At 69.5% G+C, this 26,999-nt stretch carries 22 protein-coding genes and 1 tRNA gene; 4 read left to right on the forward strand and 19 right to left on the reverse strand.

From position 1 onward, the window contains the following. Window positions 1–137: 137 nt before the first annotated feature. From N4G63_RS05940 to N4G63_RS05965, 6 genes are all read right to left on the reverse strand, one after another. Window positions 138–803: a DUF6088 family protein gene (locus N4G63_RS05940; RefSeq protein ID WP_260785627.1), complete on the reverse strand. Its 666-nt coding sequence runs from the start codon at window positions 801–803 to the stop codon at window positions 138–140. Between the two features lie 98 nt (window positions 804–901). Next, window positions 902–1,411, reverse strand: coding sequence for a GNAT family N-acetyltransferase (locus N4G63_RS05945; RefSeq protein WP_087748557.1), 510 nt, complete (start codon window positions 1,409–1,411; stop codon window positions 902–904). Beyond that, a complete protein-coding gene (locus N4G63_RS05950) occupies window positions 1,408–1,689 on the reverse strand; it encodes a type II toxin-antitoxin system TacA family antitoxin (protein ID WP_166158810.1) in 282 nt (93 codons plus the stop codon). Before N4G63_RS05950 ends, N4G63_RS05945 begins: the two co-directional genes overlap by 4 nt. A 412-nt stretch (window positions 1,690–2,101) precedes the next feature. Then, on the reverse strand, window positions 2,102–2,365 hold the full coding sequence (locus N4G63_RS05955; protein WP_260785625.1) for a hypothetical protein: 264 nt from the start codon (window positions 2,363–2,365) through the stop codon (window positions 2,102–2,104). Between the two features lie 58 nt (window positions 2,366–2,423). Continuing rightward, a complete protein-coding gene (locus N4G63_RS05960) occupies window positions 2,424–3,311 on the reverse strand; it encodes an alpha/beta fold hydrolase (RefSeq protein ID WP_260785624.1) in 888 nt (295 codons plus the stop codon). A gap of 39 nt (window positions 3,312–3,350) precedes the next feature. Next, window positions 3,351–5,117, reverse strand: coding sequence for a wax ester/triacylglycerol synthase family O-acyltransferase (locus N4G63_RS05965; protein WP_314599462.1), 1,767 nt, complete (start codon window positions 5,115–5,117; stop codon window positions 3,351–3,353). A gap of 254 nt (window positions 5,118–5,371) precedes the next feature. Between N4G63_RS05965 and N4G63_RS05970 the strand changes: the two genes are divergently transcribed. Further along, window positions 5,372–6,448 (forward strand): extracellular catalytic domain type 1 short-chain-length polyhydroxyalkanoate depolymerase, encoded by a 1,077-nt coding sequence (locus tag N4G63_RS05970; protein WP_260785622.1) that lies wholly within the window; start codon window positions 5,372–5,374, stop codon window positions 6,446–6,448. Window positions 6,449–6,582: 134 nt separating this feature from the next. Here N4G63_RS05970 and N4G63_RS05975 read toward each other — a convergent pair whose 3' ends face one another. The 10 genes from N4G63_RS05975 to N4G63_RS06020 all read right to left on the reverse strand — a co-directional run bounded on the left by N4G63_RS05975 (window position 6,583) and on the right by N4G63_RS06020 (window position 18,999). Next, window positions 6,583–6,954 (reverse strand): VOC family protein, encoded by a 372-nt coding sequence (locus tag N4G63_RS05975; RefSeq protein ID WP_260786671.1) that lies wholly within the window; start codon window positions 6,952–6,954, stop codon window positions 6,583–6,585. A gap of 116 nt (window positions 6,955–7,070) precedes the next feature. Beyond that, window positions 7,071–8,201, reverse strand: a complete 1,131-nt coding sequence (locus N4G63_RS05980; protein ID WP_260785621.1) for a glycosyltransferase family 9 protein — start codon at window positions 8,199–8,201, stop codon at window positions 7,071–7,073. A gap of 14 nt (window positions 8,202–8,215) precedes the next feature. Beyond that, window positions 8,216–9,346 carry a glucokinase gene (glk, locus tag N4G63_RS05985; RefSeq protein WP_260785620.1) on the reverse strand — a complete coding sequence of 377 codons (1,131 nt, stop codon included), beginning with the start codon at window positions 9,344–9,346 and terminating at the stop codon, window positions 8,216–8,218. Window positions 9,347–9,466: 120 nt separating this feature from the next. Next, entirely contained in the window at window positions 9,467–10,399 is a 933-nt protein-coding gene (locus N4G63_RS05990) for a DMT family transporter (protein WP_260785619.1), read from the reverse strand. A gap of 49 nt (window positions 10,400–10,448) precedes the next feature. Then, on the reverse strand, window positions 10,449–12,278 hold the full coding sequence (typA, locus tag N4G63_RS05995) for a translational GTPase TypA (RefSeq protein ID WP_260785618.1): 1,830 nt from the start codon (window positions 12,276–12,278) through the stop codon (window positions 10,449–10,451). Between the two features lie 33 nt (window positions 12,279–12,311). Further along, entirely contained in the window at window positions 12,312–13,274 is a 963-nt protein-coding gene (truB, locus tag N4G63_RS06000; RefSeq protein ID WP_314599463.1) for a tRNA pseudouridine(55) synthase TruB, read from the reverse strand. Window positions 13,275–13,363: 89 nt separating this feature from the next. Further along, window positions 13,364–13,729 carry a 30S ribosome-binding factor RbfA gene (gene rbfA / locus N4G63_RS06005; RefSeq protein ID WP_314599464.1) on the reverse strand — a complete coding sequence of 122 codons (366 nt, stop codon included), beginning with the start codon at window positions 13,727–13,729 and terminating at the stop codon, window positions 13,364–13,366. A gap of 85 nt (window positions 13,730–13,814) precedes the next feature. Beyond that, window positions 13,815–16,775: a translation initiation factor IF-2 gene (infB, locus tag N4G63_RS06010; RefSeq protein ID WP_260785616.1), complete on the reverse strand. Its 2,961-nt coding sequence runs from the start codon at window positions 16,773–16,775 to the stop codon at window positions 13,815–13,817. A gap of 56 nt (window positions 16,776–16,831) precedes the next feature. Next, entirely contained in the window at window positions 16,832–18,322 is a 1,491-nt protein-coding gene (nusA, locus tag N4G63_RS06015; RefSeq protein WP_260785615.1) for a transcription termination factor NusA, read from the reverse strand. Continuing rightward, complete coding sequence (locus N4G63_RS06020; RefSeq protein ID WP_260786670.1) at window positions 18,322–18,999, reverse strand: LSm family protein; 678 nt, start codon at window positions 18,997–18,999, stop codon at window positions 18,322–18,324. Before N4G63_RS06020 ends, nusA begins: the two co-directional genes overlap by 1 nt. A 250-nt stretch (window positions 19,000–19,249) precedes the next feature. Between N4G63_RS06020 and fabI the strand changes: the two genes are divergently transcribed. Further along, window positions 19,250–20,035 (forward strand): enoyl-ACP reductase FabI, encoded by a 786-nt coding sequence (gene fabI, locus N4G63_RS06025; protein WP_260785614.1) that lies wholly within the window; start codon window positions 19,250–19,252, stop codon window positions 20,033–20,035. 130 nt (window positions 20,036–20,165) lie between these two features. Here fabI and N4G63_RS06030 read toward each other — a convergent pair whose 3' ends face one another. Continuing rightward, a complete protein-coding gene (locus tag N4G63_RS06030; protein ID WP_260785613.1) occupies window positions 20,166–22,424 on the reverse strand; it encodes an Orn/Lys/Arg family decarboxylase in 2,259 nt (752 codons plus the stop codon). A gap of 263 nt (window positions 22,425–22,687) precedes the next feature. Between N4G63_RS06030 and N4G63_RS06035 the strand changes: the two genes are divergently transcribed. Beyond that, window positions 22,688–22,778: transfer RNA gene (locus N4G63_RS06035), tRNA-Ser, on the forward strand. Between the two features lie 191 nt (window positions 22,779–22,969). Further along, complete coding sequence (locus N4G63_RS06040) at window positions 22,970–24,034, forward strand: nuclear transport factor 2 family protein (RefSeq protein ID WP_314599465.1); 1,065 nt, start codon at window positions 22,970–22,972, stop codon at window positions 24,032–24,034. Window positions 24,035–24,146: 112 nt separating this feature from the next. Here the strand turns inward: N4G63_RS06040 and glgA are convergent, their stop codons facing one another. Beyond that, window positions 24,147–25,601 (reverse strand): glycogen synthase GlgA, encoded by a 1,455-nt coding sequence (glgA, locus tag N4G63_RS06045; RefSeq protein WP_260785612.1) that lies wholly within the window; start codon window positions 25,599–25,601, stop codon window positions 24,147–24,149. Next, the gene (gene glgC, locus N4G63_RS06050) at window positions 25,601–26,914 is read right to left on the reverse strand and encodes a glucose-1-phosphate adenylyltransferase (RefSeq protein WP_260785611.1); all 1,314 of its coding nucleotides are present in this window, start codon (window positions 26,912–26,914) and stop codon (window positions 25,601–25,603) included. The genes glgA and glgC overlap by 1 nt, the downstream gene beginning before the upstream one ends. Between the last annotated feature and the right edge of the window lie 85 nt (window positions 26,915–26,999).

Consider the following 26,999-nt stretch of genomic DNA (forward strand, 5'->3'; position numbering starts at 1 on the left):
TCTAACTTGCTCGTTCGGTGCCATTCGATGCAGAACCCGGCGCGATGACACAACTCGGTGTGGACCACCAGCATGGTACGGCCATTGCCATCCAGAAACGGATGGCCATAGTCGACGTCTGGAAATCCTTGAACGGATCAAACACCCTGCTTTCGCTCCCGCAGGTAGTTCACGAGCAACGTCGCCATGTCGTCCTTGGTCAGCTTGCCGGCACGCTTGAGGGCGACCAGCAGATCCTGCACCGGGCCGGAACGCACGTCGTCTCCGGCCAAGCTGGTTACGGTCTCGGCCCATTGATCGGCGGCCGTCGGCTCATACCGGACCCCGTGAAAGGCCGCAAGCCCTCGCACATAGCTGCCCACATCGGCGGTCGGGAAAGGGGCTGTGTCACTCAGCTTCTTTCTGGTTGCCGTGAAGGCCCTGCGATTGCGATCATTGACGTAATGCACGGCGCCATGGCCCAGAGCCAGCTTGCGCGAAACACGACGGTCGCCCGTATCCAGCACCAGCGTGCCATCACCGCCGTCGATCACCTTTGCCTTGAGCTTGTGCGCCACCTCGCGCCCCAGTGTCTCGGCATCCACCACCGGCGTTACCTCGTGCGTGGATTCGTCCCGACGGGCCTTGGCATAGACGCCTGCGCCCAGGCGAAGCAACTCCCCGTCGCGCTGAAGCGTCTTCAGGGCTCGCGAAACCTGCGATGCGCTGCCCAGGGGCGCGAGCTCGGCGCGCAGCACGACATGACCAGATCGACGTCGAATCGACTGACGCATGCGGTCGGCGAGCCTCATCGTGGAACCCATGCACCTGTCTTGTTGGTTGAGTGGCCTCGGTCTGACCCGACGAATGCCCACGCTCGCGGCTGGCAATCAAGGGATCGATGCCCTGTAGCCAGCCTGACTCAGGGAATCGCCGACATGGGCAGAAACATCGGCGAAGGCGCCGGGCTCTTGTCGCCCTCCAGCGGCACAAAGCCCAGCTTCTGATAGAAACCGAACGCCCCCGCGTCGGCATCCAGGTACAAGCCGTAACTCCCTATGCTCTGCGCCCCCACCTTCACGATGTCCAGCGCATGGTTCATGAGCTGCAAGCCAAGACCCTGGCCTGCATCGGCATGGTGAACCCCGAGCATGATCAAGCGGACACAGGGAATGGTTTTGGGGAGACCGCCACGCTGCAGGGCGCCCAGCGCCGACAGTGCAATGGTGTGGCTGGCGATCGTGAAGAAGCCGGCGAATCGCTGCGTGGCCCCATCCTCCTCCAGCAGCGCGTAGGCCACGCTCAAGCCCTGTTTGACCTGCTTCTTGAGCGAGTCCTTGACGAACTTGTTGATGACGGCGTGCTGGCAATCGAACTGGTTGTAGCCCCCATACTTCGCCCCCGGATCGAAGCGAGTGATGAAAAAACTCATTCACGCACTTTCAAGCGGGGCGTGCGGCGCAGTTCCTTCATGGCCTCGGTCGGAGCAACCGGCGTCTGCAGCACGCTGGCCAACTGCGCCTGCCCCTGCACCGAGAGCTGGATGGAGGTGTGGTCGAGCAAGATCGCACGAGCCTTTTCCATGGCGGTCGACAGCATGAAGGACGACAGGTCCATGCCGCCCAGGACGGCGGCCTTGCTCAGCAGCTCCTTGGCTTCCTTGGTGGTCTTGAGCTCCATGCGAGCATCTTTGAGTGCGAGCGCGCCCATGTCGGTTCTCCTAGTACAAGCCTCAAATCATACGGATATAAGCCGTACAGTCAAGTCAGCCATGGGCATGCTGGACTGGCATCCCCGCCGACGCCTCAGGCGCTGACGACGTTCTGGAAAGTGCAACTCGGCCCCGAACTCAAGCGCTTTCCCGCACTTACAGTGCAACGAAAATGCAACGACCCCAAAACAATCGCTGCAACACGTTGATTCAACGATGATTTTTTAAGACACCGTCCAATCCATCATCGGCGCGACCGACAGGCGCCAGGGGCTCAGTGGCACGGATTGGGCAGCAGGCGGGTTCAAGGGCAGGCAGCAAATGCGGCGCCAGTCCGGCGGCAGGCGCCGGCAGGCACATCGGGACAGGATGAAACGGACCAGGGCCGCGCCCTGGCGGGGGGCGAGCGACTCAGCGCATGGCCCGCAGCGCGGCGGCCTGGGCCGCGGCAGCGCGGGCTTCGGGCTCGCGGCCTTGGGCTCGGTGCAACTCGGCCAGCTCGTCCAACACGTACGGGTCGGGCGTGCCGGCGGCCGTATTGTCTGCTGCCAGACGCTGCTGCAGCTGCAAGGCCTCGTCCAGCCGGCCCAGGCTGCGCAGCGGCTGGCGAAAGTCCCACAGGGCGTTCAGGTCGACGGCATGCGACAGCGTGCCGGTCAGCAACAGGCCGGCCAAGGCCAGGCTTGCCGCAGCCGCTGCCGGCACCCGTCTGCCGGGCCTTGCCACGCGGGCCTCAGGCCGCGGCGCGCTCGGCATTGGTGGCAATCAGCGCAGCGATGCGCGGCAGCAGCGCCAGTGGCAGGTCGTGGCCCATGCCGTCGATCAGCTCGAGCCGCGCGCCGTGGATCTTGCGCGCCAGATCGTGCCCGCCCGCCGGTGGCACCAGCGGATCGGCAGCGCCGTGGATCACCTGGGTCGGCTGGTGGATCTGGCCCAGCAGCGGCGAGCGGTCGCCATCGGCGGCCACGGCCACCAGCTGGCGGGCGGTGCCGGCGGGGTGCCAGGCGCGTTGCACCGCGGCTTGCATGCGCTCGCGCACGCGGGCCGGATCGTCGCGCCAGTCGGGGCTGCCAATCAGCCCGAACAGGCTGCTGAGGTGCGCCACCACGTCGGGCAGGCTGTTGCTGCGCGGCCGGCGCAGCAGGGCCTGGCGCACCGTCCAGCCCGGCTGCGGCAGGCGCCAGTGGCCGCTGGTGGTCATGATCAGTGCCAGGCTCTTCACCCGCGCGGGGTGCCGCGCCGCCACATGCTGGGCGATCATGCCGCCCATCGAGGCGCCGCACACATGCGCCCGCTCGATGCCCAGCGCGTCGAGCACGCCCACGCTGTCGTCGGCCATGTCGCGCAGCCGGTAGGGCGACGGCACATGCAGCTGCAGCGTGTGGCGCAGCGCGGCACGCCACAGGCTGGGCATGCCGGCCTCGTCAAAGCGCTGGCTGAGGCCGGCGTCGCGGTTGTCGAAGCGGATCACGCGGTAGCCGCGCCCCGCCAGATCGGCCACCAGCTCGTCGGGCCAGCCGGTGAGCTGCATGCCCAGGCCCATGATCAACAGCAGCGGCTCGCCGCCGGGCGGGCCCTGGATGTCGACTTCGATGGCGATGCCGTTGGCGCTGATCCTCATGCCCTGCCCTGCGATGGTTTGCCTGCGATGCAGGCGCCATCATCGCAGGCCGGCCGGCTTGGCCCGCTTGCGTGCTGCCACGGCCTTGGGGGCCGGGCCCGGCGGCGGTGTCGCAGCAGCCTTGGGCCGCCGCGCTGCCGCCACACCTTGCAGGGCGCCACGCACCGCGCCCTGGGTCACCGCCCCCACCGCCGACTTGACCACGCCGCCCACGCGCTGCATCACGCCGTCGGCCACGCTGCCCACCATCTGGCTGGCCACCTGACTGACCACCTGGCCGGCCATCTTGCGGCCGCTGCGGGCCAGCTCGGGCAGGCTGGCGGCGGCACCGCTGGCGCGGCGGCGAGGGGCCAGCAGCGGAAGCTCGTCAAAGGCCGACTGGATGGCTTCGGCCAGCCGGCGCAGATCGGGTGCGGCCGCGGCATCGGCCACCAGGCCGAAATCCATCTGCGTGTCGTAGCTCTCGACCGTGATGTTCAGCGCCAGGCCATGGGCCACGATCGACGTGGGCCAGTTGCTGAGCATGCGCGCGCCCGCCAGGTACAGCGGCACCGGCGGGCCGGGCACGTTGCTGATCACCACATTGGCCAGCTGGGGCAACCGCTCGGCCACCCGCGCCTTGCCGTACAGCGCGGTCAGGGCCTCCATCAGCCAGGGCACGCCGATCGACGGAAAGTCGGTCGGAAGAACGCTCTTCAGGCTGCCCATGGTGGCCTTCATGGCGGTGGTGGCGGCCTTGATGTGGGCCAGGCGGCGGCGCGGGTCGGACAGGTGCGTGCCCAGGCTCACCTGGCTCATCGAGGCCTGGTTGTCGGGCGAGGCGTCGCCCTTCTCGCGCAGCGTGACCGGCACCGCGGCGATCAGGCTCTTGCGCGGCAGCGCATCGTGCTGGGCCAGGTAGCGCCGCAGCGCGGTGCTGCACAGGTACAGCACCAGGTCGTTGAGCGTGACGCCCTGGGCGTGCGCCACCTCCTTGAGCGTGGACAGCGGCAGGCTCAGGCCGGCAAAGCTGCGGCCGGTGCCCACGTTGACGTTGAACAGCGTGCGCGGCGCCAGCGACAGGTTGCCGATGGCGCTGCCGCGGCCATCGCCCAGCAAGGCCGTGTGCCGCAGCGCGTCGCCGGCCGCGCCGGCCAGGGTGCCCACGGTGCCGGGCAGGCCCTTGACGATGCGCAGCACCTGCGCCGCCTCGTTGGCCAGCGCACTGCGCAGCATGGTGGCCGAGCCCAGCTCGAACACCTTGCGGCGCTGGCTGGGCCGCAGCTCGAGCTTGCGCCCCTCGGGATGCAGGTCCATCAGGACACCGGCCAGCGCCACCGCGGCCTGGCCGTCCACCGCCGCGTGGTGCAGCTGGGTGTAGACGCCGACGCGGCGCTCGCCCCGCGGACCGGGCGGCAGCCCCTCGATGACATGCATGCGCCACAGCGGGCGGGTGCGGTCCAGCCGCAGCGCATGCAGCTCGCCCACCCGTTTCTCGAAGGCGGCCATCGTGGCGGCCGGGTCGGTGCTGCGGGCCTGGCCGCGCGCACGTGCCTCGGGCAGCTTCAGCTCGACGACATGCCAGCTCAGGTCGGGCTCGGCATCCACCCAGGCGGGATTGGCCAGGTTCAGCGGCATCCACCACAGGCGCCGGCGCAGCACCGGGGCCAGCGGCAGGCGCTCGGCCAGGTGCTGACGCAAGCGCGTGACGTACTTGCCCCGCGTGCCCGGCGGCAGCTCGAACACATGGGCCGAGCCCACATGCATCGGCATGGCCTCGGTTTCAAGGAACAGAAAGGTCGCGTCCAGGCCGCTGAGCTGTTTCATGCCGGCATCCTAGGTTGCGGGCCGGCCGCGTCGGCACGGTGTTGTCCCGGAGCCAGCGGCCGCGCTTGATGTGCGTCAGGCGATCCGCCGCACCAGGCGCCTGCGCTGACGCCTGCCTCAGCCCCCCCTCCGGGGCGGTGGTGGCGCATCACGACAGGCCTGTCACATGGCGTCATGCAGCGACACGGCGGCCGCGCGGGGCGCAGACCACAATGCCCTGGCCCCCCACCTTCCACCCCCACCTTCGACCCCGCATGACCACCCTGCCCTTGCCCCAGCAGCGCCGCCTTGCCACCTGGTGGCACCGTGCAAGGGGGTGGCTGCGGCGGGGCAACGCGCCGCGGCTGAGGCTCGGCCTGCGATTCCTGGGCCTGCTGTGCCTGGGCCTGCCCGGCGCCCCAGCGCTGGCCGCCAACCCGTCGCAGGCGGCGGCTGCCAACCCGGCGCAAGCGGCGGGTGCCGACTCCGCGTTCAGCGCCGGCCCGGGCAGCCACCGCGCCAGCCTGCCCCATGGCGGCACCACCCGCCTGTACCGCGTGCATGTGCCGGCCAGCTACGACCCGCAGCGGCCGCTGCCGCTGGTGGTGTCGATGCACGGCGGCGGCGGCAGCATGGACATCCAGGCCGATGAGCGCTACTACGGCTGGATCAGCGCCGCCGAGCGGCACGGCTTCATCGTGGTGTTTCCCAATGGCTACAGCCGCTTTCGGGGCGGTCACCTGGCCACCTGGAACGCCGGGCGCTGCTGCGGCGCTGCGCGCGACCAGGGCAGCGACGACGTGGGCTTCATCGCCGCGCTGATCGACAGCCTGCGCGGCCAGTGGGCGATCGACGAGCGCCGCGTGTTCGCCACCGGCATGTCCAACGGCGGCATGATGGCCTACCGCCTGGCCTGCGAGCTGCCGCAGCGCTTTCTGGCCATCGCCGCAGTGGCCGGCACCGACAACACGCACCAGTGCACGCCGGCGCAGGCGGTGTCGGTGCTGCACATCCACGCCCGCGACGACGAGCGCGTGCTGTACGACGGCGGCGCCGGCAAGCCCTCGCGCCAGGAAACCGACTACAGCTCGGTGGCCGACACGGTGGCGCGCTGGTCACAGCGCAACGGCTGCCCGGCCGCGGCGCCCCAGACCGTGCTGAAAACCGATGGCGCGCTGTGCGAGCAGCGCGCGCCCTGCCGCGACGGCAGCGCCGTGCAATGGTGCAGCACCGACGGCGGCGGCCACTCCTGGCCCGGCGGCACCAAGCCGCGCGGCCGCAGCACGAACGCCACCGCGCTGGATGCCACCGAGGAGATCTGGCGCTTCTTTGCGCGCCAGGCGCCGCGCTGAAGCGGCGGGTGGTCAGCAAACAGCAGACAGCAAACAGCAGACAGCAGACAGCAAACAGCAAACAGCAGGCAGCCGTCAGCAGCCCTGGGTGCCCCCTGGGTGGAGGCCGGGGCGAAGCGCCGGGGGCGCACCTTTCAACCGGCCGGCTGGATCAAGTCCCAGCGGTTGCCCCAGGGGTCTTCGAACACAGCCACCGTGCCATAGGGCTCATGGCGGGGCGGCTCGGCAAAGCGCGCGCCATGGGCCTGCAGGCGCGCGGCGTCGCGCGCAAAGTCGTCGGTGTGCAAGAACAGCCACACCCGGCCGGCACCCTGGCGGCCGATGCCGGCCTGCTGCTCGGCGCCGCTGGCCCGCGCCAGCAGCAAGGCCGTTCCCTGCCCGCCCGCGGGCGCCACCACCACCCAGCGCTTGCCAGCGCCCATGTCGCGGTCCTCGCGCAGGGTGAAGCCCAGCGCCTGGGTGAAAAACGCGATGGCCGGCGCGTACTCGGGCACCAGCAGGGCCACCAGGGCCAACTGCGGGCCGCCTGGTGCCGAGCCGCTTGGTGCCGGCCCGCCTGGTGCCGGGCCGGAGGCTGCCAGGCCCGACGGAGCCTGACCACCGGCCGGGTTGAGCGGCGCGCTCATTGGACGGCCCTGCGCGCCGGCAGGCTGCGCCAGGCGGCCAACACGGCCTCGGGGCTCAGGTCCATCAACCGCGCACCCGAGGTGGGCGCTTCGGGGCCCAGCGCGATCACCGTGCTGTGCGGCGCGCGGGCCTTCCAGCGGCCCCAGCCGGCCTGGCCGTACAAGGCCACCAGCGGGCAGTCCATCGCGCCGGCCACATGGGCCGGGCCGGTGTCCACCGACACCATGCTGTGTGCGCGCGCGGCCAGCGCCGCCAGGCGCGACAAGGGCGTGTCTTCACGCGCCAGGTTCACCAGGCGGTGGGGCCCGGCCGGCGCGTCCACGGCGTCGATGATGTCCTGCACCAGCGCCGCCTCGCGGGGCGCGCCATTGAGCAGCACCGCTGCCTGCGGCAGGCTTTGCAGCATGCCGCGGATCACCGCCGCCCAGTGCTCGGCGGGCCAGTGCTTGTCGTGCGTGGTGGTGCCCACCTTGCCGCGCTTGTAGGTCTTCTTGTGCCCGGGCTGCACCAGCACCAGCGGCCGGCCCAGCAGGCCCTGGGCCGCCAGCCAGGCTTCAGCCTGCGCATGCCACTCGGGCGGCACGGCCAGGCGCGGATGCGCCGGCACGCTGACGGGCTGCGCCGGGCCGGGCACGGCCGGGGCATCCAGCGCGGCAATCTGCAGCCACCAGTCAACCCAGTGGATGCCGTCGCCCGGCCAGTGCTGCCAGGCCCGCACCAGGCGTGACTCGGGCACGCCGGCACCGTCGATCACGCGCTGGGCGTAGATGTCGGGGTCGCACAGGTACACCGGGCCGCGGTGCGCGCGGATGTAGCGCCGCGCCGCCCATTGCGAGGGCGTGAGCCAGTACGGCGCGCGGCGGCTGCTCAGCAGGCGCAGCTCGGCCACGGCGGGGTCGTGGCCCAGCAGCACCGGCGTCCAGGCGCCCGAGGACAGCAGGTGCACCGGCCGGCCATAGCGCTGGGCCAGTGCGGCCAGCAGCGCGGTGAGCAGCACCACATCGCCGACGGCGGCAAAGCGCAGCACCAGCGGGGCATCGGGGTCGGCAGTGTGGGGCGAGTTCCAGTCGGCAAGCGGGCGGTGGATCGGCATGGTGTCGGTCGGGTCGTGCAGCGGGCGCGGCATGCGCCGGCAAAGATTCAATCCTGGGCCGGCAAGGCGGGAAGCCCCGCTTCGGCCGGCGCGGCCAGCGGCGGCAAGGTTTGCAGCACCGTGGCCGTGGCGCGCCGGCTGCCACGCGGGCCACGCCGTGCGGCGCCGGCGGTGGTCAACGGCGAGGCCGGGCTCAGCAGCGTGAGCGCCCGCGCCGCGCCCATCAGGCCCGGCAGCGGCCCGGGGGACAGCACCCAGGTGGGAATGGCGCGCAGGTAGGCGCGCAGCCGGCCCTTGCCCTCGAAGCGCTCGCGAAACAGCGATCGGTCGAGCCAGCGGCCCAGGCGTGGCACCAGCGGCCCGCCCAGGTAGACCCCGCCGCGCGCGCCCAGTGTGAGCGCCAGGTTGCCGGCGGTGCTGCCCAGCAGGCTGGCAAACAGCTGCAAGGCCTGTAGGCACACCGCATCGTTGCCGGCCAGGCCGGCCTGCAGCACCTCGTCAGGCTGATCGGCGGCGCAGGGCTCGCCACGCAGCTGGGCCACGGCCTGGGCCAGGTTCAGCAGCCCGGGCACCGACAGCGCCCGCTCGGCCGACACATGGCCAAAGCGGCGCTGCAACAGGGCCAGCACCGCGGCCTCGTCGGCGTCCTGGGCCGACAGCGAGGCATGCCCGCCTTCGCCGCCCAGCGGCACCGGCAGGCGCCCGTCCAGCGAGGGCAGCAGGCCCGACACGCCCAGGCCGGTGCATGGCCCGATCAAGGCCACCGGCGCGCCGGGCACGCCAGCGCCCACGCCCACCGCGCGCAGCGCCGACGGCTGCAGCAGCGGCAGCGCCAGCGCCAGGGCCGAAAAGTCGTTGATGACCAGCAACTCGTCGAGCGCGAGCGCACGCCGCAGCTCGCGGGTCGAGAAGGCCCAGCCATGGTTCGTCATGCGCACCCGGTCGCCGGTGACGGCGGTGGCCAGGCCCAGCGCGGCGGCACGCGGCGGCGGCCCGCTCAGCGTGGCCAGGTAGGCCTGCACCGCGTCGTCCAGCGTGGCATGGGCGGCGCAGGCCAGGCGGGCCACGGCCTCGAGTGGCTGGCCTTCGGCGGGCACCAGCGCAAAGTGCGCCTCGCTGCCATCCACATGGCCCACCAGCCGCGGGTAGGGCAAATCGGTTCGGGCGCGGCGCGGCATGGCCTCATTGTGACCGCTGGGCAGCGTGCTCAGCGCGGGCGCAGGTCGGCTTGCCGGGATGATCTGCCGCAGCACGTCATGCTGGGCCGCGGCAAGCGGCCGCAGCGCCGGTGCGCAGTGTCAGGCCGTGGGTACCGGCTGCGCGGCCAGGCGGCGGCCACGCAGGGCCACGGCCTCGTTGGCCAGCAGGGCGCCGATCACCAGCGCCCCGCCCTGCAGCGCAGTGGCGCCGGGCGCCTCGCCGGCCCCCAGCCAGGCCCACAGCACGCCGAAGATCACCTCCAGCAGGCCCAGCAGCGAGATCTCGGGCGCCGGCAGCACCTTGGCCACGCGCACCACCAGCAGGCAGGGAATGGCCAGCTGCACCAGGCCCAGCATGGCCAGCAGCGACAGGTCGTGCCCAGTGGCCTGAAACGGCAGGGCCATCGGAAGCGTGAGCAGCGCCGACAGCAGCGCGCCGATCAGCACCGCCGGCAGCATCTCGGGCTCGGCCACGGCAGGATCGGCGGCATGGCGCTGGTGCAGCCACTGCAGCAGCGTGAAGTTGCTGGCGCCGGCAATCGGCACGCCCAGCGCCACCAGCGCACCGGCCATCGAGCCGCCGCCGGCGTTTTGCGCCAGCGCCTGGCTGCCGAACATCCAGGCGATGCCGGCACCGGCCACGGCAATCGCCAGCCAGGTGCGCAGCGGCATTGCGTGGCGCAGAAACACGCGCGAGAACAAGGCAGTGAGCAGCGGCGCGATCGACATCGTGATCAGCACCGTGGCCACGGTGGTCATGGTGATGGCCAACATGAAGTTGGTGTACATCACCATCCAACACAGGCCCGAGGCCCACAGCGGCCAGCCGCCGTGGCGCAGGTCGCGCCACAGCGCGCGCCCGCGCAAGGCGCCCAGCACCACCACCAGCGCCAGCACATTGAAGGCGCTGCGCCAGAAGGTCACCTCGAAGCCGCGCGCGGCCTCGAAATGCCGCGACACCACGCCCGCGATGCTCCACATCAGCGTGATCAGCAGCATCAGCGCCACGGCGCGCGAGTGGTTCAGCGTCATGGGGTCGTGTCAGCCCGCGGGCCGCCGGGCGGCCCGCACCATCGCCCGCTCAGGCGCTTTCGCGCTGGGCACGCTTGCGGTCGTGCTCGGACAGGTGGCGCTTGCGCACCCGGATGCTCTTGGGCGTGATCTCGACCAGCTCATCGTCCTCGATGAACTCGACGCCGTATTCCAGCGTCAGCTCGATCGGCGGCGTGATCTTGATCGCGTCTTCCTTGCCCGAGACGCGGAAGTTGGTCAGCTGCTTGGTGCGCGTGGCGTTGACCACCAGATCGTTGTCGCGGCTGTGGATGCCGACGATCATGCCCTCGTACACCGGGTCGTTCGGCTTGACGAACATGCGGCCGCGGTCGTCGAGCTTGCCCAGCGCGTAGGTGAAGATCTCGCCCGCGTCCATGCTGATCAGCACGCCGTTCTTGCGGCCGGCGATGTCACCCTTGTGGGCTTCGTAGCCGTCGAAGATGTTGCTGATCAGGCCCGAGCCGCGGGTCAGGTTCAGGAACTCGTTCGAGAAGCCGATCAGGCCACGCGCCGGAATGCGGTACTCCAGGCGCACGCGGCCACGGCCATCGGGCTCCATGTTCACCAGCTCGCCCTTGCGCTCGCCCAGTGCCTGCATCACGCCGCCCTGGTGCTGCTCTTCAACGTCGGCGGTCACCAGCTCGATCGGCTCGTGCTTCTCGCCATTGACGTTGTGGAACACCACGCGCGGCTTGCTCACGGCCAGCTCGTAGCCTTCACGGCGCATGTTCTCGAGCAGGATGGTCAGGTGCAGTTCGCCGCGGCCCATCACCTCGAAGATGCCGTCTTCGCTGGTTTCCGAGACGCGCAGCGCCACGTTGCTCTGCAGTTCTTTCTGCAGGCGATCCCAGATCTGGCGGCTGGTGACGTACTTGCCTTCGCGGCCGGCCAGCGGGCTGGTGTTGACGCAGAAGTTCATCGTCAGCGTCGGCTCGTCCACCTTGAGCATCGGCAGCGGTGCCGGGCGCGCCGGGTCGGTGACGGTGACGCCGATGCCGATGTCCTCGAGGCCGTTGATCAGCACGATGTTGCCCGGGCCGGCTTCGGTGACCTGCACACGGTCGAGGCCCTGGAAGGTCAGCACCTGGTTGACGCGGCCGGTCACGCTCTTGCCGTCGGGACCTTCCATCACCGCCACGCTCATGCCCGGCTTGATGGTGCCCTGGCTGATGCGGCCCACGCCGATGCGGCCGACGAAGGTGGAGTAGTCCAGCGCCGAGATCTGCAGCTGCAGCGGCGCCTCGGGATCACCCTTTTGCGCCGGCACATGCTTCAGGATGGTGTTGAACAGCGCCGACATGTCGGGGCCCCACTGCTCGCCGGGCGCGCCTTCGACCAGCGAGGTCCAGCCGTTGATGCCCGAGGCGTAGACCACCGGAAAGTCGAGCTGCTCGTCGTTGGCGCCCAGCTTGTCGAACAGATCGAACGCGGCATTGATCACCGCGTCGGGCTTGGCGCCCGGCTTGTCCACCTTGTTCACCACCACGATCGGCTTCAGGCCCAGGGCCAGCGCCTTCTTGGTCACGAAGCGGGTCTGCGGCATCGGGCCTTCCTGGGCGTCGATCAGCAGCACCACGCCGTCCACCATGCTCAGCGCACGCTCGACCTCGCCGCCGAAGTCGGCGTGTCCGGGCGTGTCGACGATGTTGATGTGGGTGCCTTCCCAGCTGACCGCGCAGTTCTTGGCCAGGATGGTGATGCCGCGCTCACGCTCGATGGCATTGCTGTCCATGACGGTGTCGACCACCTTCTCATGGTCGGCGAAGGTGCCGCTCTGGCGCAGCAGCTGGTCCACCATGGTGGTCTTGCCATGGTCGACGTGGGCGATGATGGCGATGTTGCGGATCTGTTGGCTCATGGGGTCGGTCTCGAAGGATTCAGAAATCTCGTGTCAGGCGGCGTGCGCCACGGCCGGCCGCGGGGCCGGCGCGCTGCGGGCTGCCGCCAGCGCCGCCACCTCGGGCGGGCTGAGCAGGCGGTCGGCAATCAGCTCGCCGGCCGTGATGTGGGCGCTGCCCAGCAAGGCCAGGTCGGGGCCCAGCACACGCACACAGGGCGCATCGGGCAAGGCCACGCGGCGGCGCATGCCGGCCAGCAGCCGCGCCGCCTCGTCGGCGCCCAGGTTCACCACCGGCCAGTCGGCCAGCAGTGCGTCGGGTGATTGCAGGCAGGCCAGGCGCTCGTCGTCGCTCATGGCCTGCAGCTGCTCGAGCGTGAGGGCGCTGTCCAGGCGCAGCGCGCCACTGGCCGTGCGGCGCAGCCCGGCCAGGTGGGCACCGCAGCCAAGTGCCGCGCCGATGTCTTCGGCCAGGGTGCGGATGTAGGTGCCCTTGCTGCAGCGCACGTCGATCACCAGCGTGTGCGCGGCATCATCCCAGCTCACCATGTCGATGGCGTGAATGGTCACGCGGCGCGGCGTGCGCTCGACCTCGATGCCGGCACGGGCGTATTCATACAGCGCCTTGCCGTCCTTCTTGAGCGCCGAATGCATGGGCGGCAGCTGGTCGATCGCGCCGGTGTGGCGCGCGATGGCGGCGGCGATCAGGGCCGGATCCACCTGCACCGGCGCCTCGGCCACCACCTCGCCTTCCAGATCACCGGTGCTGGTGCGCTGGCCCAGGCGCAGCGTGGCGCGGTAGCTCTTGTCGGCGTCCAGGCTGACCTGGCTGAACTTGGTGGCGGCACCAAAACACAGCGGCAGCAAACCGGTGGCCAGCGGATCGAGCGTGCCGGTGTGGCCGGCCTTCTCGGCACGCAGCATGCCCTTGGCCTTTTGCAGCGCATCATTGCTCGACCAGCCACGCGGCTTGTCGAGCAGCAGCACGCCGTGCACGGCGCGCCGCGGCGCACGCACCAGACCAGACGGCCGCCGCCGATCCGGCCTTGCCTGACCGCTGGCGGCGCCCCCCTGGGCGGGCGGCAGCGAGGCTGCTTCGGAGGCGGTCATTCTTTCGCCCGCGTGGCGTTGGCCTGACGGATCAGGGCATTCAGTTCGGCCGCGTTCTCGGTGGTCTTGTCGAACTGGAAATGCAGCGTTGGCACGGTGTGGATCTGCAAGCGCTTGAACAGGCCGTTGCGCAGAAAGCCGGCGGCCTCGTTCAGGCCGGCCTCGCACTCGACCGGATCACCCACCAGCAGCGAGAAAAACACCTTGGCATGCGCGTAGTCGGGCGTGACCTCGACCGAATTGATCGTGACCATGCCCACGCGCGGGTCCTTCAGCGTGCGGATCAGCTCGGCCAGATCGCGCTGGATCTGGTCGGCCACGCGAAAGCTGCGGTTGGGGATGGAGCGTTGCTTGTGGCGCATGGTGGGCTTTCCTGCGGTGGCAGCCCCTCAAGCACAAACCCCGCCTGGGGTCAGGCGGGGTTTGCTGCAGTGGGCTGGGGCCGACTTACAGCGTTCTGGCGATTTCCTTGATCTCGAAGAGTTCGAGCTGATCGCCTTCTTTGATGTCGTTGAAGTTTTTCAGCTTGATACCGCACTCGAAGCCTTCCTTCACCTCGCGCACATCGTCCTTCATGCGCTTGAGCGAATCGAGCTCGCCGGTGTAGATCACCACGTTGTCGCGCAGCAGGCGGAACTTGGCGTCGCGCTTGACCAGACCCGAGGTGACCATGCAACCGGCCACCGTGCCGATCTTGCTGGCCACGAACACGGTGCGGATCTCGGCCGTGCCCAGCACTTCCTCGCGCTGCTCGGGCGCCAGCATGCCGGCCATCGCCGCCTTCACCTCATCCACCGCGTCGTAGATGATGTTGTAGTAGCGCAGGTCGACCGCATTGCCCTCGGCCAGCTTGCGGGCACCGGCGTCGGCGCGCACATTGAAGCCGATGACCACGGCCTTCGAGGCGATGGCCAGGTTGATGTCGCTCTCGCTGATGCCGCCCACCGCGGCGTGCACGATCTGCACCTTGACCTCGTCGGTGCTGAGCTTGAGCAGCGAGGTGGCCAGCGCTTCCTGCGAGCCCTGCACGTCGGCCTTGATGATCAGCGGCAGAGCCTGCGCGGCGCCGCTGCCCATGTTGTCGAACATGTTCTCCAGCTTGGCGGCCTGCTGCTTGGCCAGCTTCACGTCGCGGTACTTGCCCTGACGGAAGGTGGCGATCTCGCGCGCACGGCGCTCGTCGGTCAGCACCATGAACTCGTCGCCGGCACCCGGCACCTCGGTCAGGCCCTGGATCTCGACCGGGATCGACGGGCCGGCTTCCTGCGTGGCCTTGCCGTCCTCGTCGATCATGGCGCGCACGCGGCCAAAGCTCGAACCGGCCAGCACCACGTCGCCACGCTTGAGCGTGCCGCTGGTCACCAGCACCGTGGCCACCGGGCCGCGGCCCTTGTCGAGGCGGGCTTCGATCACCAGGCCCTTGGCGGCAGCTTCCTTCGGTGCGGTGAGTTCCAGCACCTCGGCCTGCAGCAGCACCTGCTCGAGCAGCGTGTCGACGCCCTCGCCGGTCTTGGCCGACACCGGCACAAAGGGCGAGTCGCCGCCGAAGTCTTCAGGCACCACCTGCTCGGCCACCAGCTCGCCCTTCAGGCGTTCGAGGTTGGCACCGGGCTTGTCGATCTTGTTCATGGCCACGACGATGGGCACGCCCGCCGCCTTGGCATGGTGGATGGCTTCGCGCGTCTGCGGCATCACGCCGTCGTCGGCGGCCACCACCAGGATCACGATGTCGGTGGCCTTGGCGCCACGGGCACGCATGGCCGTGAAGGCCTCGTGACCCGGGGTGTCGAGGAAGGTGATCACGCCACGTGGCGTCTCGACGTGGTAAGCGCCGATGTGCTGGGTGATGCCACCGGCCTCGCCAGCGGCCACGCGGGCCCGGCGGATGTAGTCGAGCAGCGAGGTCTTGCCGTGGTCGACGTGGCCCATCACCGTGACCACCGGCGGACGCGGCAGCATCTCGGTGTCGGTGGTGGCGTGCTCTTCCTCGAGGAAGGCTTCCGGGTCGTCGAGCTTGGCGGCCAGCGCCTTGTGGCCCATTTCCTCGACGAGGATCATGGCCGTTTCCTGGTCGAGCTGCTGGTTGATGGTGACCATCTGGCCCAGCTTCATCATGTGCTTGATCAGCTCGGCAGCCTTGACCGACATCTTGTGCGCCAGGTCGGCCACGCTGATTGTCTCGGGCACGTGCACTTCCTGCGACACGAACTCGGCCGGCGCCTGGAAGCCACCCGACGAGCCATCACGCTCGCCGCCACGGCGGCCACCACGCGGTGCACGCCAGCCCGGGCGGTTGCCGCCGGGGCCGTCGGTGCGGCCCTTGCCGGCCGCGGCGCGCTTCTTGGCCGCGTCGTCGGCCCAGCTCGACGAGAGCTTCTCGCTCTTGACCGACTTCTTGTCGCCCGGCTTGGCAGCGGCACTGCCCGGCGCCGCAGCACCCGGCGCACCCGGTGCCGCCTTGGGCTTGTGGATGGTGCCGGAAATGCCGGCCTTGTCGGCCGCGGCAGCCGCCGGCTTGACCTCTTCGGGCTTCTTGGCCGTGAGCACGCCACGGCGGGCGTTCATCATGTTGCGGATGGCCAGCGCCTCGGCCTCGGCAGCCTTGCGGCGCTTTTCGAGGTCGGCCATGCGCTGCTTCTCGGCCGCCTCGGTGTCGGCGGCCTTCACCACGCGCAGCGCGGGCTTGGGCGGCTCGACCGGCTTGGCGGCTTCAACAACGGGCGCGGGCGCAGGCGCCGGTGCCGGCGCGGCAACCGGTGCCGGCGCTGCGGCCGGCGCAGCCTTGGGTGCAGAACCGTCGGTCGGCGCGGCGGCCTTCTCGATGGCGGCTGCAGCCGCGGCCTTGGCGGCCGCTTCAGCGGCGTCGGCCGCCGCCTTGGCCTCGGCCGCAGCCTTGGCTTCGGCCTCGGCGCGGGCGCTTGCCTCGGCGGCTTCGCGCTGGGCACGTTCGCGCTCGGCGCGCTGGCGGGCCTGCTCGGCCAGCTCGGCCTCCTGCTGGCGCAACACCTCGGCCTGGGCGCGGGCTTCTTCCTCGCGGCGCTGCAGCTCGGCGGACTCGATGGCCGCCGCGGCCGCGGCCGCCTGCGCCGGCGTTTCACCCGGCGTTTCGTCGCGCTTGACGAAGGTGCGCTTCTTCACCACCTGCACCTGGATCGTGCGGGCCTTGCCGGAGGCATCGGCCTGCTTGATCTCGCTGGTGCTCTTGCGGGTCAGCGTGATCTTGTTGCGCGCGGCGGCAGCAGTGCCGTGCGAGGTGCGCAGGTAGTCGAGCAGACGCTCCTTGTCAGTCTCGGTGAGCTGATCGTCAGGAGACTTCTTCGCGACACCGGCAGACTGCAGCTGCTCGAGCAGCGTCCCCGCGGGACGGTTGAGCTCGGCTGCGAACTGGGCGACGGTGGTCACGGCCATGGGCGGTTTTCCTTGCGTAACTTCTCTGGCGTTTCGGGAGGGGTTCAGTGCGGCTTTCAGGCCGTGAACCAGTGCTCCCGCGCCTTCATGATCAGGGCCTTGGCCTCGGCGTCGGCCAGACCGGTCAGTTCGACCAGTTCGTCGACGGCCAGATCGGCCAGGTCGTCGCGGCTGTGCACGCCGCCGGTAGCGAGCTTGTCGATCAGCTCCGAGTTCAGGCCCTGGCCCTGGAATTCCAGGTCGCGCAAGTCCTGCGACACCTCTTCCACCGATTCCTCGCGGGCGATTTCCATCGTCAGCAAGGCATCCTTGGCGCGGTTGCGCAGCTCATGCACGGTGTCCTCGTCGAAGGATTCGATCTCCAGCATCTCCTGAATCGGCACGTAGGCCACTTCTTCGAGGCTGCCGAAACCTTCGGCGATCAGGATGTCGGCGACTTCCTCGTCGACATCAAGCTTCTCGACGAACAGCTTGCGCACCGACTCGGACTCCTGGGCCTGCTTGGCCTGGGATTCTTCGGCGGTCATGATGTTGATGCGCCAGCCGGTCAGCTCGGACGCGAGGCGCACGTTCTGGCCGCCACGGCCGATGGCGATGGCGAGGTTCTCCTCGTCGACCACCACATCCATGGCGTGCTTTTCTTCGTCGACCACGATCGACACCACGTTCGCCGGCGCCAGCGCGCCGATCACGAACTGCGCCGGGTCTTCGCTCCACAGCACGATGTCGACACGCTCGCCGGCCAGCTCGTTGGTGACCGCGTTGACACGCGAACCACGCACGCCGACACAGGTGCCGATCGGGTCAACCCGGCGGTCGTGCGAGATCACGGCGATCTTGGCGCGGCTGCCCGAATCACGGGCGCAGCTCTTGATCTCGAGCAGGCCCTGCTCGATCTCGGGCACTTCCTGGCGGAACAGCTCGATCATGAAGCCGGGCGCCGAGCGCGACAGCATGATCTGCGCGCCGCGGGCGGTGGGATCGACGCCGGTGATGAAGGCCCGCACACGGTCACCCGAGCGCAGGTTTTCCTTCGGGATCATCTCGCTGCGCTTCAGGCGCCCTTCGACACGACCGCTCTCGACGATGATGTCGCCCTTGTCGAGGCGCTTGACCGTGCCGACGAAGATCTGGTCACCGCGCGACATGAAGTCGTTGAGCAGCTGCTCGCGCTCGGCATCGCGGATCTTCTGCAGGATCACCTGCTTGGCCGCCATGGCGCCGATGCGGCCGATTGGCACCGACGGAATCGGCTCTTCGATGTAGTCGCCCACCTCGATCTCGGCAATGCGGTCGATCGCATCGCTGAGCATCTCTTCGGCGTCGGGGTTCTGCAGGCCGGCCTCGTCGGGCACCACCAGCCAGCGACGGAAGGTCTCGTAGTCGCCGGATTCACGGTCGACCGCCACGCGAATGTCCACCTCGCCGCCATGCAGCTTCTTGGTGGCCTGCGCCAGCGCGGCCTCGACCGCGCCGAACACCACGTCGCGATCGACGTTCTTCTCGCGCGAGATGGCATCGACCAGCATCAACATTTCGCGGTTCATCAGTTCTGACCTCCGTCTTCCTTTTCGGCCTCGGCGCGGTGGGCGGCCGACTCTTCTTCGGCCGACGCGCCACCGCGCCGCCCCTTGAAGTCAACCACCGGCACCAGGCGCGCCTCGCGCACTTCTTCCAGCGAAAAATCCAGCGCCTCGCGCACAGGCGCCACCGTGGCCGAGTCGCCCTTGGCCACCTTGGCAGTGCGCGCAGCGGTCTTCACCGCCGGCTTGCCACCCTTGCGCAAACGCGCCGGCTTGTCAGATTCGGCCGGCAGCTCGAGCCGCCAGGCGGTTTCACCCGCACCGGCCACCTCGGGCGCCGCAGCCGCCAGAACGCCGCGCCACTTGCGGCGGTTCAAGAACGGTTCGCGCAGCGTGATCTCGACCTCGACGCCGACAAAGCGCTGCCAGTCGGCCGGCTTGTTCAACGGACGATCCAGACCGGGCGACGAGACCTCGAGCCGCGCGTATTCAACCGCCTCGACCTCCAGCAGGTACTGCAGCTGGCGCGTCACCAGCTCGCAATCCTCGACCAGCACGTAGTCGCTGAGGCCGGTCGGATAAACCTGGCCGGGAAGGCGATCAATCGTGACGCGCAGCAACCCACCCGTCGAACGCTCGACGTCCACGAGGTCGTACCCCATGCCGGTAACGGTGCGCTCCAGCGCTGCCTGCCAACTCATCTGCCTTGAACGATCCTGCCGCGGCTCAACCAGCACCCGAACCGACGGCGACGCCACCCCGGGTGTGAATAAAGTGAAATGCGTTCGAGCAAAAAAAATGGGCAGGAAGTCTCCGCCCAACTTTGCTCTTCAGCGAAAGGCGGGATTGTAGCCTGCAAACGCCATGCCCTCAAGCTTGCCCCACTTGGCACACCCTCAGCATGCGAGAATCGCGGGCTTCGATCGACTGCAGCCATCCACAGGAAACAGCATGGGATTTCTCGCCGGCAAGCGCCTGCTGATCACGGGCGTCTTGAACAACCGCTCCATCGCCTACGGCATCGCCCGGGCCTGCCACCGCGAAGGCGCCGAACTGGCCTTCAGCTATGTGGGTGAGCGCTTCAAGGATCGCATCACCGAGTTTGCCGCCGATTTCGGCTCCAAACTGGTGTTCGATTGCGACGTCGGTGACGACGCGCAGATTGAAAAGCTGTTTGCCGACCTCGGCCAGCACTGGGATCAGTTCGACGGTTTCGTGCACGCCATCGCCTTTGCCCCGCGCGAGGCGATTGCCGGCGATTTTCTCGACGGCCTGAACCGCGAGAGCTTCCGCATTGCGCACGACATCTCGGCCTACAGCTTTCCGGCCATGGCCAAGGCGGCGCTTCCGCGCCTGCGCCCGGGCGCCGCGCTGCTGACGCTGAGCTACCTGGGCGCCGTGCGCTACGTGCCCAACTACAACACCATGGGCCTGGCCAAGGCCAGCCTCGAGGCCAGCGTGCGATTCCTGGCGCAGAGCGTGGGCGCCAAGGGCGTTCGGGTGAACGGCATCTCGGCCGGCCCGATCAAGACCCTGGCCGCCTCGGGCATCAAGGACTTCGGCAAGCTGCTGAGCGAGTTTGCCGCCACCACCCCAATCCGCCGCGCGATCACCATCGACGATGTGGGCAACACCGCCGCGTTCTTGCTGAGCGACCTGTCGGCCGGCATCAGCGCCGAGATCGTCTACGTCGACGGCGGCTTCAGCCACGTGGCCATCGCCAATCCGGAAGCTTGACTTCTGCCAACCCTCGCGACTGGCGCAATGGCCGTCGCGAGCGGGCCGAGGTCAGGTCGAGCAGCGCAGCCGTACACCCGTACGGCGAGCAGCGCAGGCCTGAGATCGGCCGGCGCAGCAGGCCAGTGCGTCAGTCGCGCACGCAGTCGACGTAGTAGCGCTTGCCGCCCTTGCCATCGTCCTCGGCCACCAGGCCGTGCACGTCGGCCGCAAAACCCGGGAAGCGGGCATTGAAGGCGCGCGTGAACTTCAGGTAGTCGCAGATCTTCTTGTTGAAGCGCTCGCCCGGGATCAGCAGCGGGATGCCAGGCGGGTACGGCGTCAGCAGGCTGGTGGTGATGCGGCCTTCCAGCGCGTCGATGTCGACCCGCTGGGTTTCGCGCCGCGCGATGTGGGCGTAGGCGTCGGTCGGGTTCATCGCCGGCTGCAGATCGCTGAGGTACATCTCGGTCGTCAGGCGCGCGATGTCGCCCTCGGCGTAGGCCTCGTGGATGGCCTGGCACAGGTCCTTCAGGCCCATGCGCTCGTACTGCGGGTGCGCCTGGCAGAACTCGGGCAGGATGCGCCACATCGGCGCGTTCTTGTCGTAGTCGTCCTTGAACTGCTGCAGCGCGGTGAGCATCGTGTTCCAGCGGCCCTTGGTGATGCCGATGGTGAACATGATGAAGAACGAGTAGAGGCCGGTCTTCTCGACCACCACGCCGTGCTCGGCCAGGAACTTGGTCACCACGCCGGCCGGAATGCCGGTGGACGCGAACTTGCCGTTCATGTCCAGGCCCGGGGTGATCACCGTGCTCTTGATCGGGTCGAGCAGGTTGAAGCCTTCGGCCAGCGGGCCGAAGCCGTGCCACTCGTCATCGGCCTGCAGGGTCCAGTCGGCCGAGCGGCCGATGCCTTCGTCCACCAGGGCGTCAGGGCCCCAGACCTTGAACCACCAGTCGTGGCCGTATTCCTCGTCGACCTTGCGCATGGCGCGGCGGAAGTCGAGCGATTCACGGATGCTTTCTTCCACCAGCGCGGTGCCGCCAGGCGGCTCCATCATCGCCGCGGCCACATCGCAGCTGGCGATGATGGCGTACTGCGGGCTGGTGCTGGTGTGCATCAGGTAGGCCTCGTTGAAGAGGTGCCGGTCGAGTTTGACCGTGCGCGAGTCCTGCACCAGCACCTGCGAGGCCTGCGACAGACCGGCCAGCAGCTTGTGCGTGGACTGGGTGGCGTACACCACCGCGCGCTCGGGCCGCTCGCGCTTCTTGCCCATGGCGTGGAAGCTGCCGTAGAACGGGTGGAAGGCCGCGTGCGGCAGCCAGGCCTCGTCGAAGTGCAGCGTGTCGATGTAGCCGTCGAGCTCGCGCTTGATGGTCTCGGTGTTGTACAGCACGCCGTCGTAGGTGCTCTGGGTCAGCGTCAGGATACGCGGCTTGGCGGCATGCGGGTCGACGCCGGCCAGCAGCGGGTTGGCGGCGATCTTGCGCTCGATGGCCTCGCGGCTGAACTCGCTCTTGGGGATCGGGCCGATGATGCCGTAGTGGTTGCGCGTGGGCGTCAGGAACACGGGGATGGCCCCGGTCATGATGATCGAGTGCAGGATGCTCTTGTGGCAGTTTCGGTCGACCACCACGATGTCGCCCGGCGCCACCGTGTGGTGCCACACCATCTTGTTGCTGGTGCTGGTGCCGTTGGTGACGAAGAAGCAGTGGTCGGCATTGAAGATGCGTGCGGCGTTCTTCTCGCTCTCGTACACCGGGCCGGTGTGGTCGAGCAGCTGGCCCAGCTCTTCAACGGCATTGCACACGTCGGCGCGCAGCATGTTCTCGCCGAAGAACTGGTGGAACATCTGGCCCACGGGGCTCTTGAGAAACGCCACGCCGCCCGAATGGCCGGGGCAGTGCCAGCTGTACGAACCGTCCTGCGCATAGTCCATCAGCGCCTTGAAGAACGGCGGCGCCAGGCCGTCGAGGTAGCTCCTGGCCTCGCGGATGATGTGACGCGCCACGAACTCGGGCGTGTCCTCGAACATGTGGATGAAGCCGTGCAGCTCGCGCAGGATGTCGTTGGGGATGTGCTGGCTGGTGCGCGTCTCGCCGTAGATGTAGATCGGGATGTCGGCGTTCTTGCGCCGGATCTCCTCGATGAAGCTGCGCAGGTTCAGCACCGCCGGGTCGAGCTCGGGACCGGGCGTGAACTCCTCGTCGTCGATCGACAGGATGAAGGCCGAGGCGCGGCTTTGCTGCTGCGCAAACTGCGACAGGTCGCCGTAGCTGGTGACACCCAGCACCTCGAGCCCTTCCTTTTCGATCGCCGCGGCCAGCGCGCGAATGCCCAGGCCCGAGGTGTTCTCGGAGCGGAAGTCCTCGTCGATGATGACGATGGGAAAGTGAAAACGCAGCATCGGCGGCTCCAGCGGCCAAGGGGACAGACAACCCGAAAATTCGGCGAGGCGCGAAGTGTAGGGCCGTGCGATGGCCCCCGCGTGACGCACCGGCCACCGCCCATGCAGTGCCCAGCCACTGCCCGTGCACGGCCCCTGCACGGCCCCTGCTCGGCCGACTTGGCGCTGCAACCGGCGCGCCCGGCTGCAGCGCCATCACCGCGGCTGCGGCTTGCAACGCACAGTGGATCTGCCAGCCTGGGCTAGAATCCTGGGCTGGCCACGGAGAGATGGATGAGTGGTTTAAGTCGCACGCCTGGAAAGCGTGTGTGGGTTAACAGCCCACCGCGGGTTCGAATCCCGCTCTCTCCGCCACCCTACAAAGGCTGATGCCGTACCGGATTGCCGGTGCCGCTGCAGCCGTAAAAAATCAGGTCCCGCGTGCGCTGCGTCGCCCCGGGGCCATTTTTTTTGCCCGCTCGCGCCGCAGGGCCCGCCCGCTGCGCTGCATTGGCGGCCGGCGCGGCCGATATGCCGGGGTCGAATCCCCGCCGCTCCCGCATGCCATGTCGTCGTCTGCATTGCCACCTGACCCGCACCCTGCCCGGCCATCCGAGCCCGCCGACCTGGGCGCTGCCGAGGTGACGCCGCCCGCGGGCGCCCTGGACGACTGCCCGCGCTGCGGCGAGCACTGGGCCGCGGCCAGCCCCTACTGCACCAATTGCGGCTGGCTGCCGCCGGCGCCGCAGGGCAACAGCCGCCCGCCGACTGCCCCGCTGAGCGCGGCCACCGGTGCCGGCCTGCCGCGCGCCGCGGTGGCCGGCCTGGCAGGCACCGTCGCCGCCGCGGCCGTGGTGGCCCTGTGGTTCAGCGTCGGCCGACCCGCGCAGCGCGGCGCCCCGCCGGCGAGCACCGGCGGCGCCAGTACCGCGGCAAGCCGGCAGGCCGGCACGGCAGCGCAGGCACCGGCTCCGGCGGGCATGGCCGCCGCGGCATCCCGCCCGACCGAAGCCGTGGCGCTGCCGAACCCCAACCCCGCAGCGGCCAGCGCGCCCGGCGCGGCGCCGACGGCACTGACCGAGGCACCGGCCGCGCCCGTTGCCCTGCCCTCACCTGCACCTGCACCTGCACCTGCACCTGCACCTGCACCCGCACCCGCACCCGCACCCGCACCTGCACCCGCACCCGCACCCGCCGTCGCTTCGCCGGCCACACCTGCACCAGAGCCCGCGGCCACCGACGCCGTCCCACGCCAGCAGGCCGAGCAGTTCGTTCGCCAGTGGCTGGCTGAAGAGGCCCAGGCCGATGCCGAGCGGCTGGCTGCCCTGCGCCCGCTCTACGCCGACCAGGTGCACTACCGCGGCCGTGCCAAGGCCGACTGGGCGCTGATTGCTGCCGACAAGATCGCCTTCATGCGCCGCTGGCCGCAGCGCAGCTATCAGTTGCTGTCGCTGAGCATGCAACCGGCCAGGACAGCGGCCACCCACGGTGACGACACCCTGCGCCTGGCGGTGCATGTGGCCTGGCGGCTGGAAAGCCAGGGCCGCTGGCGCCGCGGCGACTCGGTCACGCTGCTAAGCCTGCGCCGCATCGACGGCCAGTGGCGCATCGTCGGCGAATCAGGTCCCTGAGACAGAAGCCGCAGCGCACGCCTCAGGCGACAGGCCCCAGACGATAGGCGCCGGGCGGCACGCGACAGGCGGCGCAGCCGTGGCGGCCAGGCCAGACCTTGCCGCCGCCGGCTCAACCCAGCACGACGCGCGGTGCCGCGGCACGCGCGGCCATGGCGCGCTGGTACAGATCGAGGTACTGCCGCGCCGGGCCGGCCCACGACAGGTCTTGCGCCATGCCGGTGCCGGCCATGCGCCACCAGGCGGCCGCATCCTTGTGCAGCGCCGCGGCCCGCCGCACGGTGGCGGCCAGCGCAGTGGGCGTGGCCTCGTCAAAGACGAAGCCGGTCACGCCATCGGCCACGGTGTCGGCCAGGCCGCCCACCCGCCGCACGATGGGAAGGGTGCCGTAGCGCAGGCCGTACATCTGGGTCAGGCCGCAGGGTTCGAAGCGCGAGGGCACGGCAATCGCGTCGGCACCGGCGATCAGGCGGTGGGCCGAGGCCTCGTCATAGCCGATGTGCACCGCCACCCGGCCCGGATGGGCGTCCACGGCCATGCGGAACGCGGCCTCGAAGGCCGGATCGCCAGTGCCCTGCACTGCAAACTGCACGCCTTCGGCGACCAGCGCGGGCAGCGCGGCCAGCACCAGATCAAGGCCCTTTTGCGAGGTGAGCCGGCTGACCACGGTGACAAGCAGCGCCTTGTCGTCCGCGGCCAGCCCCATCTCGGCCTGCAGGGCACGGCGGCAGGCCCGCTTGCCGGCGGCCTGGTCGGCGTCGTAGCGGGTGGCAATGGCGGCGTCGGCGGCCGGGTTCCAGACCTGCGGATCGATGCCGTTGAGAATGCCCCAGACATCGCCACGCCGGCCCTGGATCACGCCCTCGAGGCCGCAGCCGAACTCGGGCGTGGCGATCTCGCGCGCATAGCTGGGGCTGACCGTGGTGATCGCGTCGGCGAACTTGAGCCCGGCCTTCATGAACGACAGCTGGCCATGGAACTCGAGCCCGGCCGGCGACATGAAGGCCGAGCGCAGGCCCAGCAGCGCCCAGTCGTCGTGCGCAAACAGGCCCTGGAAGGCCAGGTTGTGGATCGTGTACACCGAGGCGGCGGCGGTGGGCCGGTGCTCGGCCATGTAGGCGCAGGTCATGGCGGCGTGCCAGTCGTGGGCATGCACCACGTCGGGCGTCCAGTCGGGGTCGGCATCGCCGGCAGCCAGGTGCGCACCCACCCAGCCCAGCAGCGCAAATCGCTGCAGGTTGTCGGCCCACTCGCTGCCATCGGGTGCCTGGTAGGGGCTGCCGCCGCGGCGGTAGAGGTAGGGCGCGTCCACCAGGTACACCGGCAGCTGGGTGCCCGGCATGCGGCCCTTGAGCAGGCGCACCCGCATGGCACCAAAGGCCGCGCCCACATCAAGCACCGTGCGCGGCGACTGCACCGCGTCCAGCACCGCCGGCAGGCCCGGCAGCAGCAGGCGCACATCGGCCCCTTCGGCGGCCAGTGCCGGCGGCAGCGCGGCCACCACATCGGCCAGGCCACCGGTCTTGACCAGCGGATAAATCTCCGCCGCCACATGCAGAACGCGCATCAGGCCGGCACCCCCGAGCCCTCCACGCCGGCATTGGCGCCGGTGCCGTTGGCCAGCGCGGCCAGCATCGGCCGGGTGACCAGGGTGACGCCCTGCTCGCTGCGATGAAAGCGCCGCGCGTCCTCGAGCGCATCCTCGCCGATCACCATACCGTCGGGGATGCTGCAGCCGCGGTCGACCACCACCTTGGTCAGGCGCGCGCCGCGGCCCACCTGCACGCCGGGCATCAGCACGCTCCAGTTGACGCTGGCATAGGAGTGCACCCGCACGCTGGAGAACAGCACCGAGCGGAACACCGCGCCCGAGACGATGCAGCCACCCGACACCAGCGACTCGATGGCGTTGCCGCGGCGGTCGTCGGCGTTGTGCACGAACTTGGCCGGCGGCAGCTGCGGCTGGTAGGTCCAGATCGGCCAGCGGGTGTCGTAGAGGTTGAGCTCGGGGTCGGTGGCGGTGAGGTCGATGTTGGCGTCCCAGAACGCGTCGATGGTGCCCACGTCGCGCCAGTACGGTGCGCCACCATGCTTGCCGCCCACGCAGCTCATCTCGAACGGGTGCGCCACCGCCTGGCCGCGCTGCACGATGGCCGGGATGATGTCCTTGCCGAAGTCGTGGCTCGAGTTCGCGTCGGCCATGTCGCGCTCGAGCTCGCGGTACAGGAAGCGGGCATTGAAGATGTAGATGCCCATGCTGGCCAGCGCCCGGTCGGGCTTGCCCGGCATGGCCGGCGGATCGGCCGGCTTCTCGACAAAGTCGACGATGTTGCGCTGCTCGTCCACCGCCATCACGCCAAAGGCATGGGCCTCGCTGCGCGGCACCTCGATGCAGCCCACCGTGCACTCGCGCCCGCGCGCCACGTGGTCGGCCAGCATCAGCGCGTAGTTCATCTTGTAGATGTGGTCGCCGGCCAGCACCACGATGTAGTCGGCGCGGTAGGCGGCCAGGATGTCCTGGTTCTGGTAAACCGCATCGGCGGTGCCGCGGTACCAGCTTTCTTCGTCCACCCGCTGCTGGGCCGGCAGCAGGTCGACAAACTCGTTCATCTCGCCCTTCAGAAAAGCCCAGCCGCGCTGCAGGTGGCGCAACAGGCTGTGGCTCTTGTACTGGGTGATCACGCCGATGCGGCGGATGCCCGAGTTGAGGCAGTTGCTCAGCGCAAAGTCGACGATGCGGAACTTGCCGCCGAAATACACCGCCGGCTTGGCGCGGTTGTCGGTGAGGTTCTTCAGGCGGCTGCCGCGGCCACCGGCCAGCACCAGCGCCACGGCGCGCTTGGGCAGGTCAAGACTGGACGCAAGATCGTGGTGATTCATCGATGGCATGGCGCGTACGGCATTGGCCGGCACACGACCGCAGACACCCTGCCTGCGCCCCTGCCGGCTTGCGTGCCATGGTGCC

The organism is Aquabacterium sp. OR-4, from assembly GCF_025290835.2.
GTDB lineage: Bacteria > Pseudomonadota > Gammaproteobacteria > Burkholderiales > Burkholderiaceae_C > Pseudaquabacterium.

Coding starts and splice junctions, on each gene's coding strand:
- N4G63_RS05940 (WP_260785627.1), bottom strand. CDS start 803: ATGGGTTCCACGATGAGGCTCGCCGACCGCATGCGTCAGTCGATTCGA.
- N4G63_RS05945 (WP_087748557.1), bottom strand. CDS start 1,411: ATGAGTTTTTTCATCACTCGCTTCGATCCGGGGGCGAAGTATGGGGGC.
- N4G63_RS05950 (WP_166158810.1), bottom strand. CDS start 1,689: ATGGGCGCGCTCGCACTCAAAGATGCTCGCATGGAGCTCAAGACCACC.
- N4G63_RS05960 (WP_260785624.1), bottom strand. CDS start 3,311: ATGAGGATCAGCGCCAACGGCATCGCCATCGAAGTCGACATCCAGGGC.
- N4G63_RS05965 (WP_314599462.1), bottom strand. CDS start 5,117: ATGAAACAGCTCAGCGGCCTGGACGCGACCTTTCTGTTCCTTGAAACC.
- N4G63_RS05970 (WP_260785622.1), top strand. CDS start 5,372: ATGACCACCCTGCCCTTGCCCCAGCAGCGCCGCCTTGCCACCTGGTGG.
- N4G63_RS05980 (WP_260785621.1), bottom strand. CDS start 8,201: ATGCCGCGCCCGCTGCACGACCCGACCGACACCATGCCGATCCACCGC.
- glk (WP_260785620.1), bottom strand. CDS start 9,346: ATGCCGCGCCGCGCCCGAACCGATTTGCCCTACCCGCGGCTGGTGGGC.
- N4G63_RS05990 (WP_260785619.1), bottom strand. CDS start 10,399: ATGACGCTGAACCACTCGCGCGCCGTGGCGCTGATGCTGCTGATCACG.
- typA (WP_260785618.1), bottom strand. CDS start 12,278: ATGAGCCAACAGATCCGCAACATCGCCATCATCGCCCACGTCGACCAT.
- rbfA (WP_314599464.1), bottom strand. CDS start 13,729: ATGCGCCACAAGCAACGCTCCATCCCCAACCGCAGCTTTCGCGTGGCC.
- infB (WP_260785616.1), bottom strand. CDS start 16,775: ATGGCCGTGACCACCGTCGCCCAGTTCGCAGCCGAGCTCAACCGTCCC.
- nusA (WP_260785615.1), bottom strand. CDS start 18,322: ATGAACCGCGAAATGTTGATGCTGGTCGATGCCATCTCGCGCGAGAAG.
- N4G63_RS06020 (WP_260786670.1), bottom strand. CDS start 18,999: ATGAGTTGGCAGGCAGCGCTGGAGCGCACCGTTACCGGCATGGGGTAC.
- fabI (WP_260785614.1), top strand. CDS start 19,250: ATGGGATTTCTCGCCGGCAAGCGCCTGCTGATCACGGGCGTCTTGAAC.
- N4G63_RS06030 (WP_260785613.1), bottom strand. CDS start 22,424: ATGCTGCGTTTTCACTTTCCCATCGTCATCATCGACGAGGACTTCCGC.
- N4G63_RS06040 (WP_314599465.1), top strand. CDS start 22,970: ATGTCGTCGTCTGCATTGCCACCTGACCCGCACCCTGCCCGGCCATCC.
- glgA (WP_260785612.1), bottom strand. CDS start 25,601: ATGCGCGTTCTGCATGTGGCGGCGGAGATTTATCCGCTGGTCAAGACC.
- glgC (WP_260785611.1), bottom strand. CDS start 26,914: ATGAATCACCACGATCTTGCGTCCAGTCTTGACCTGCCCAAGCGCGCC.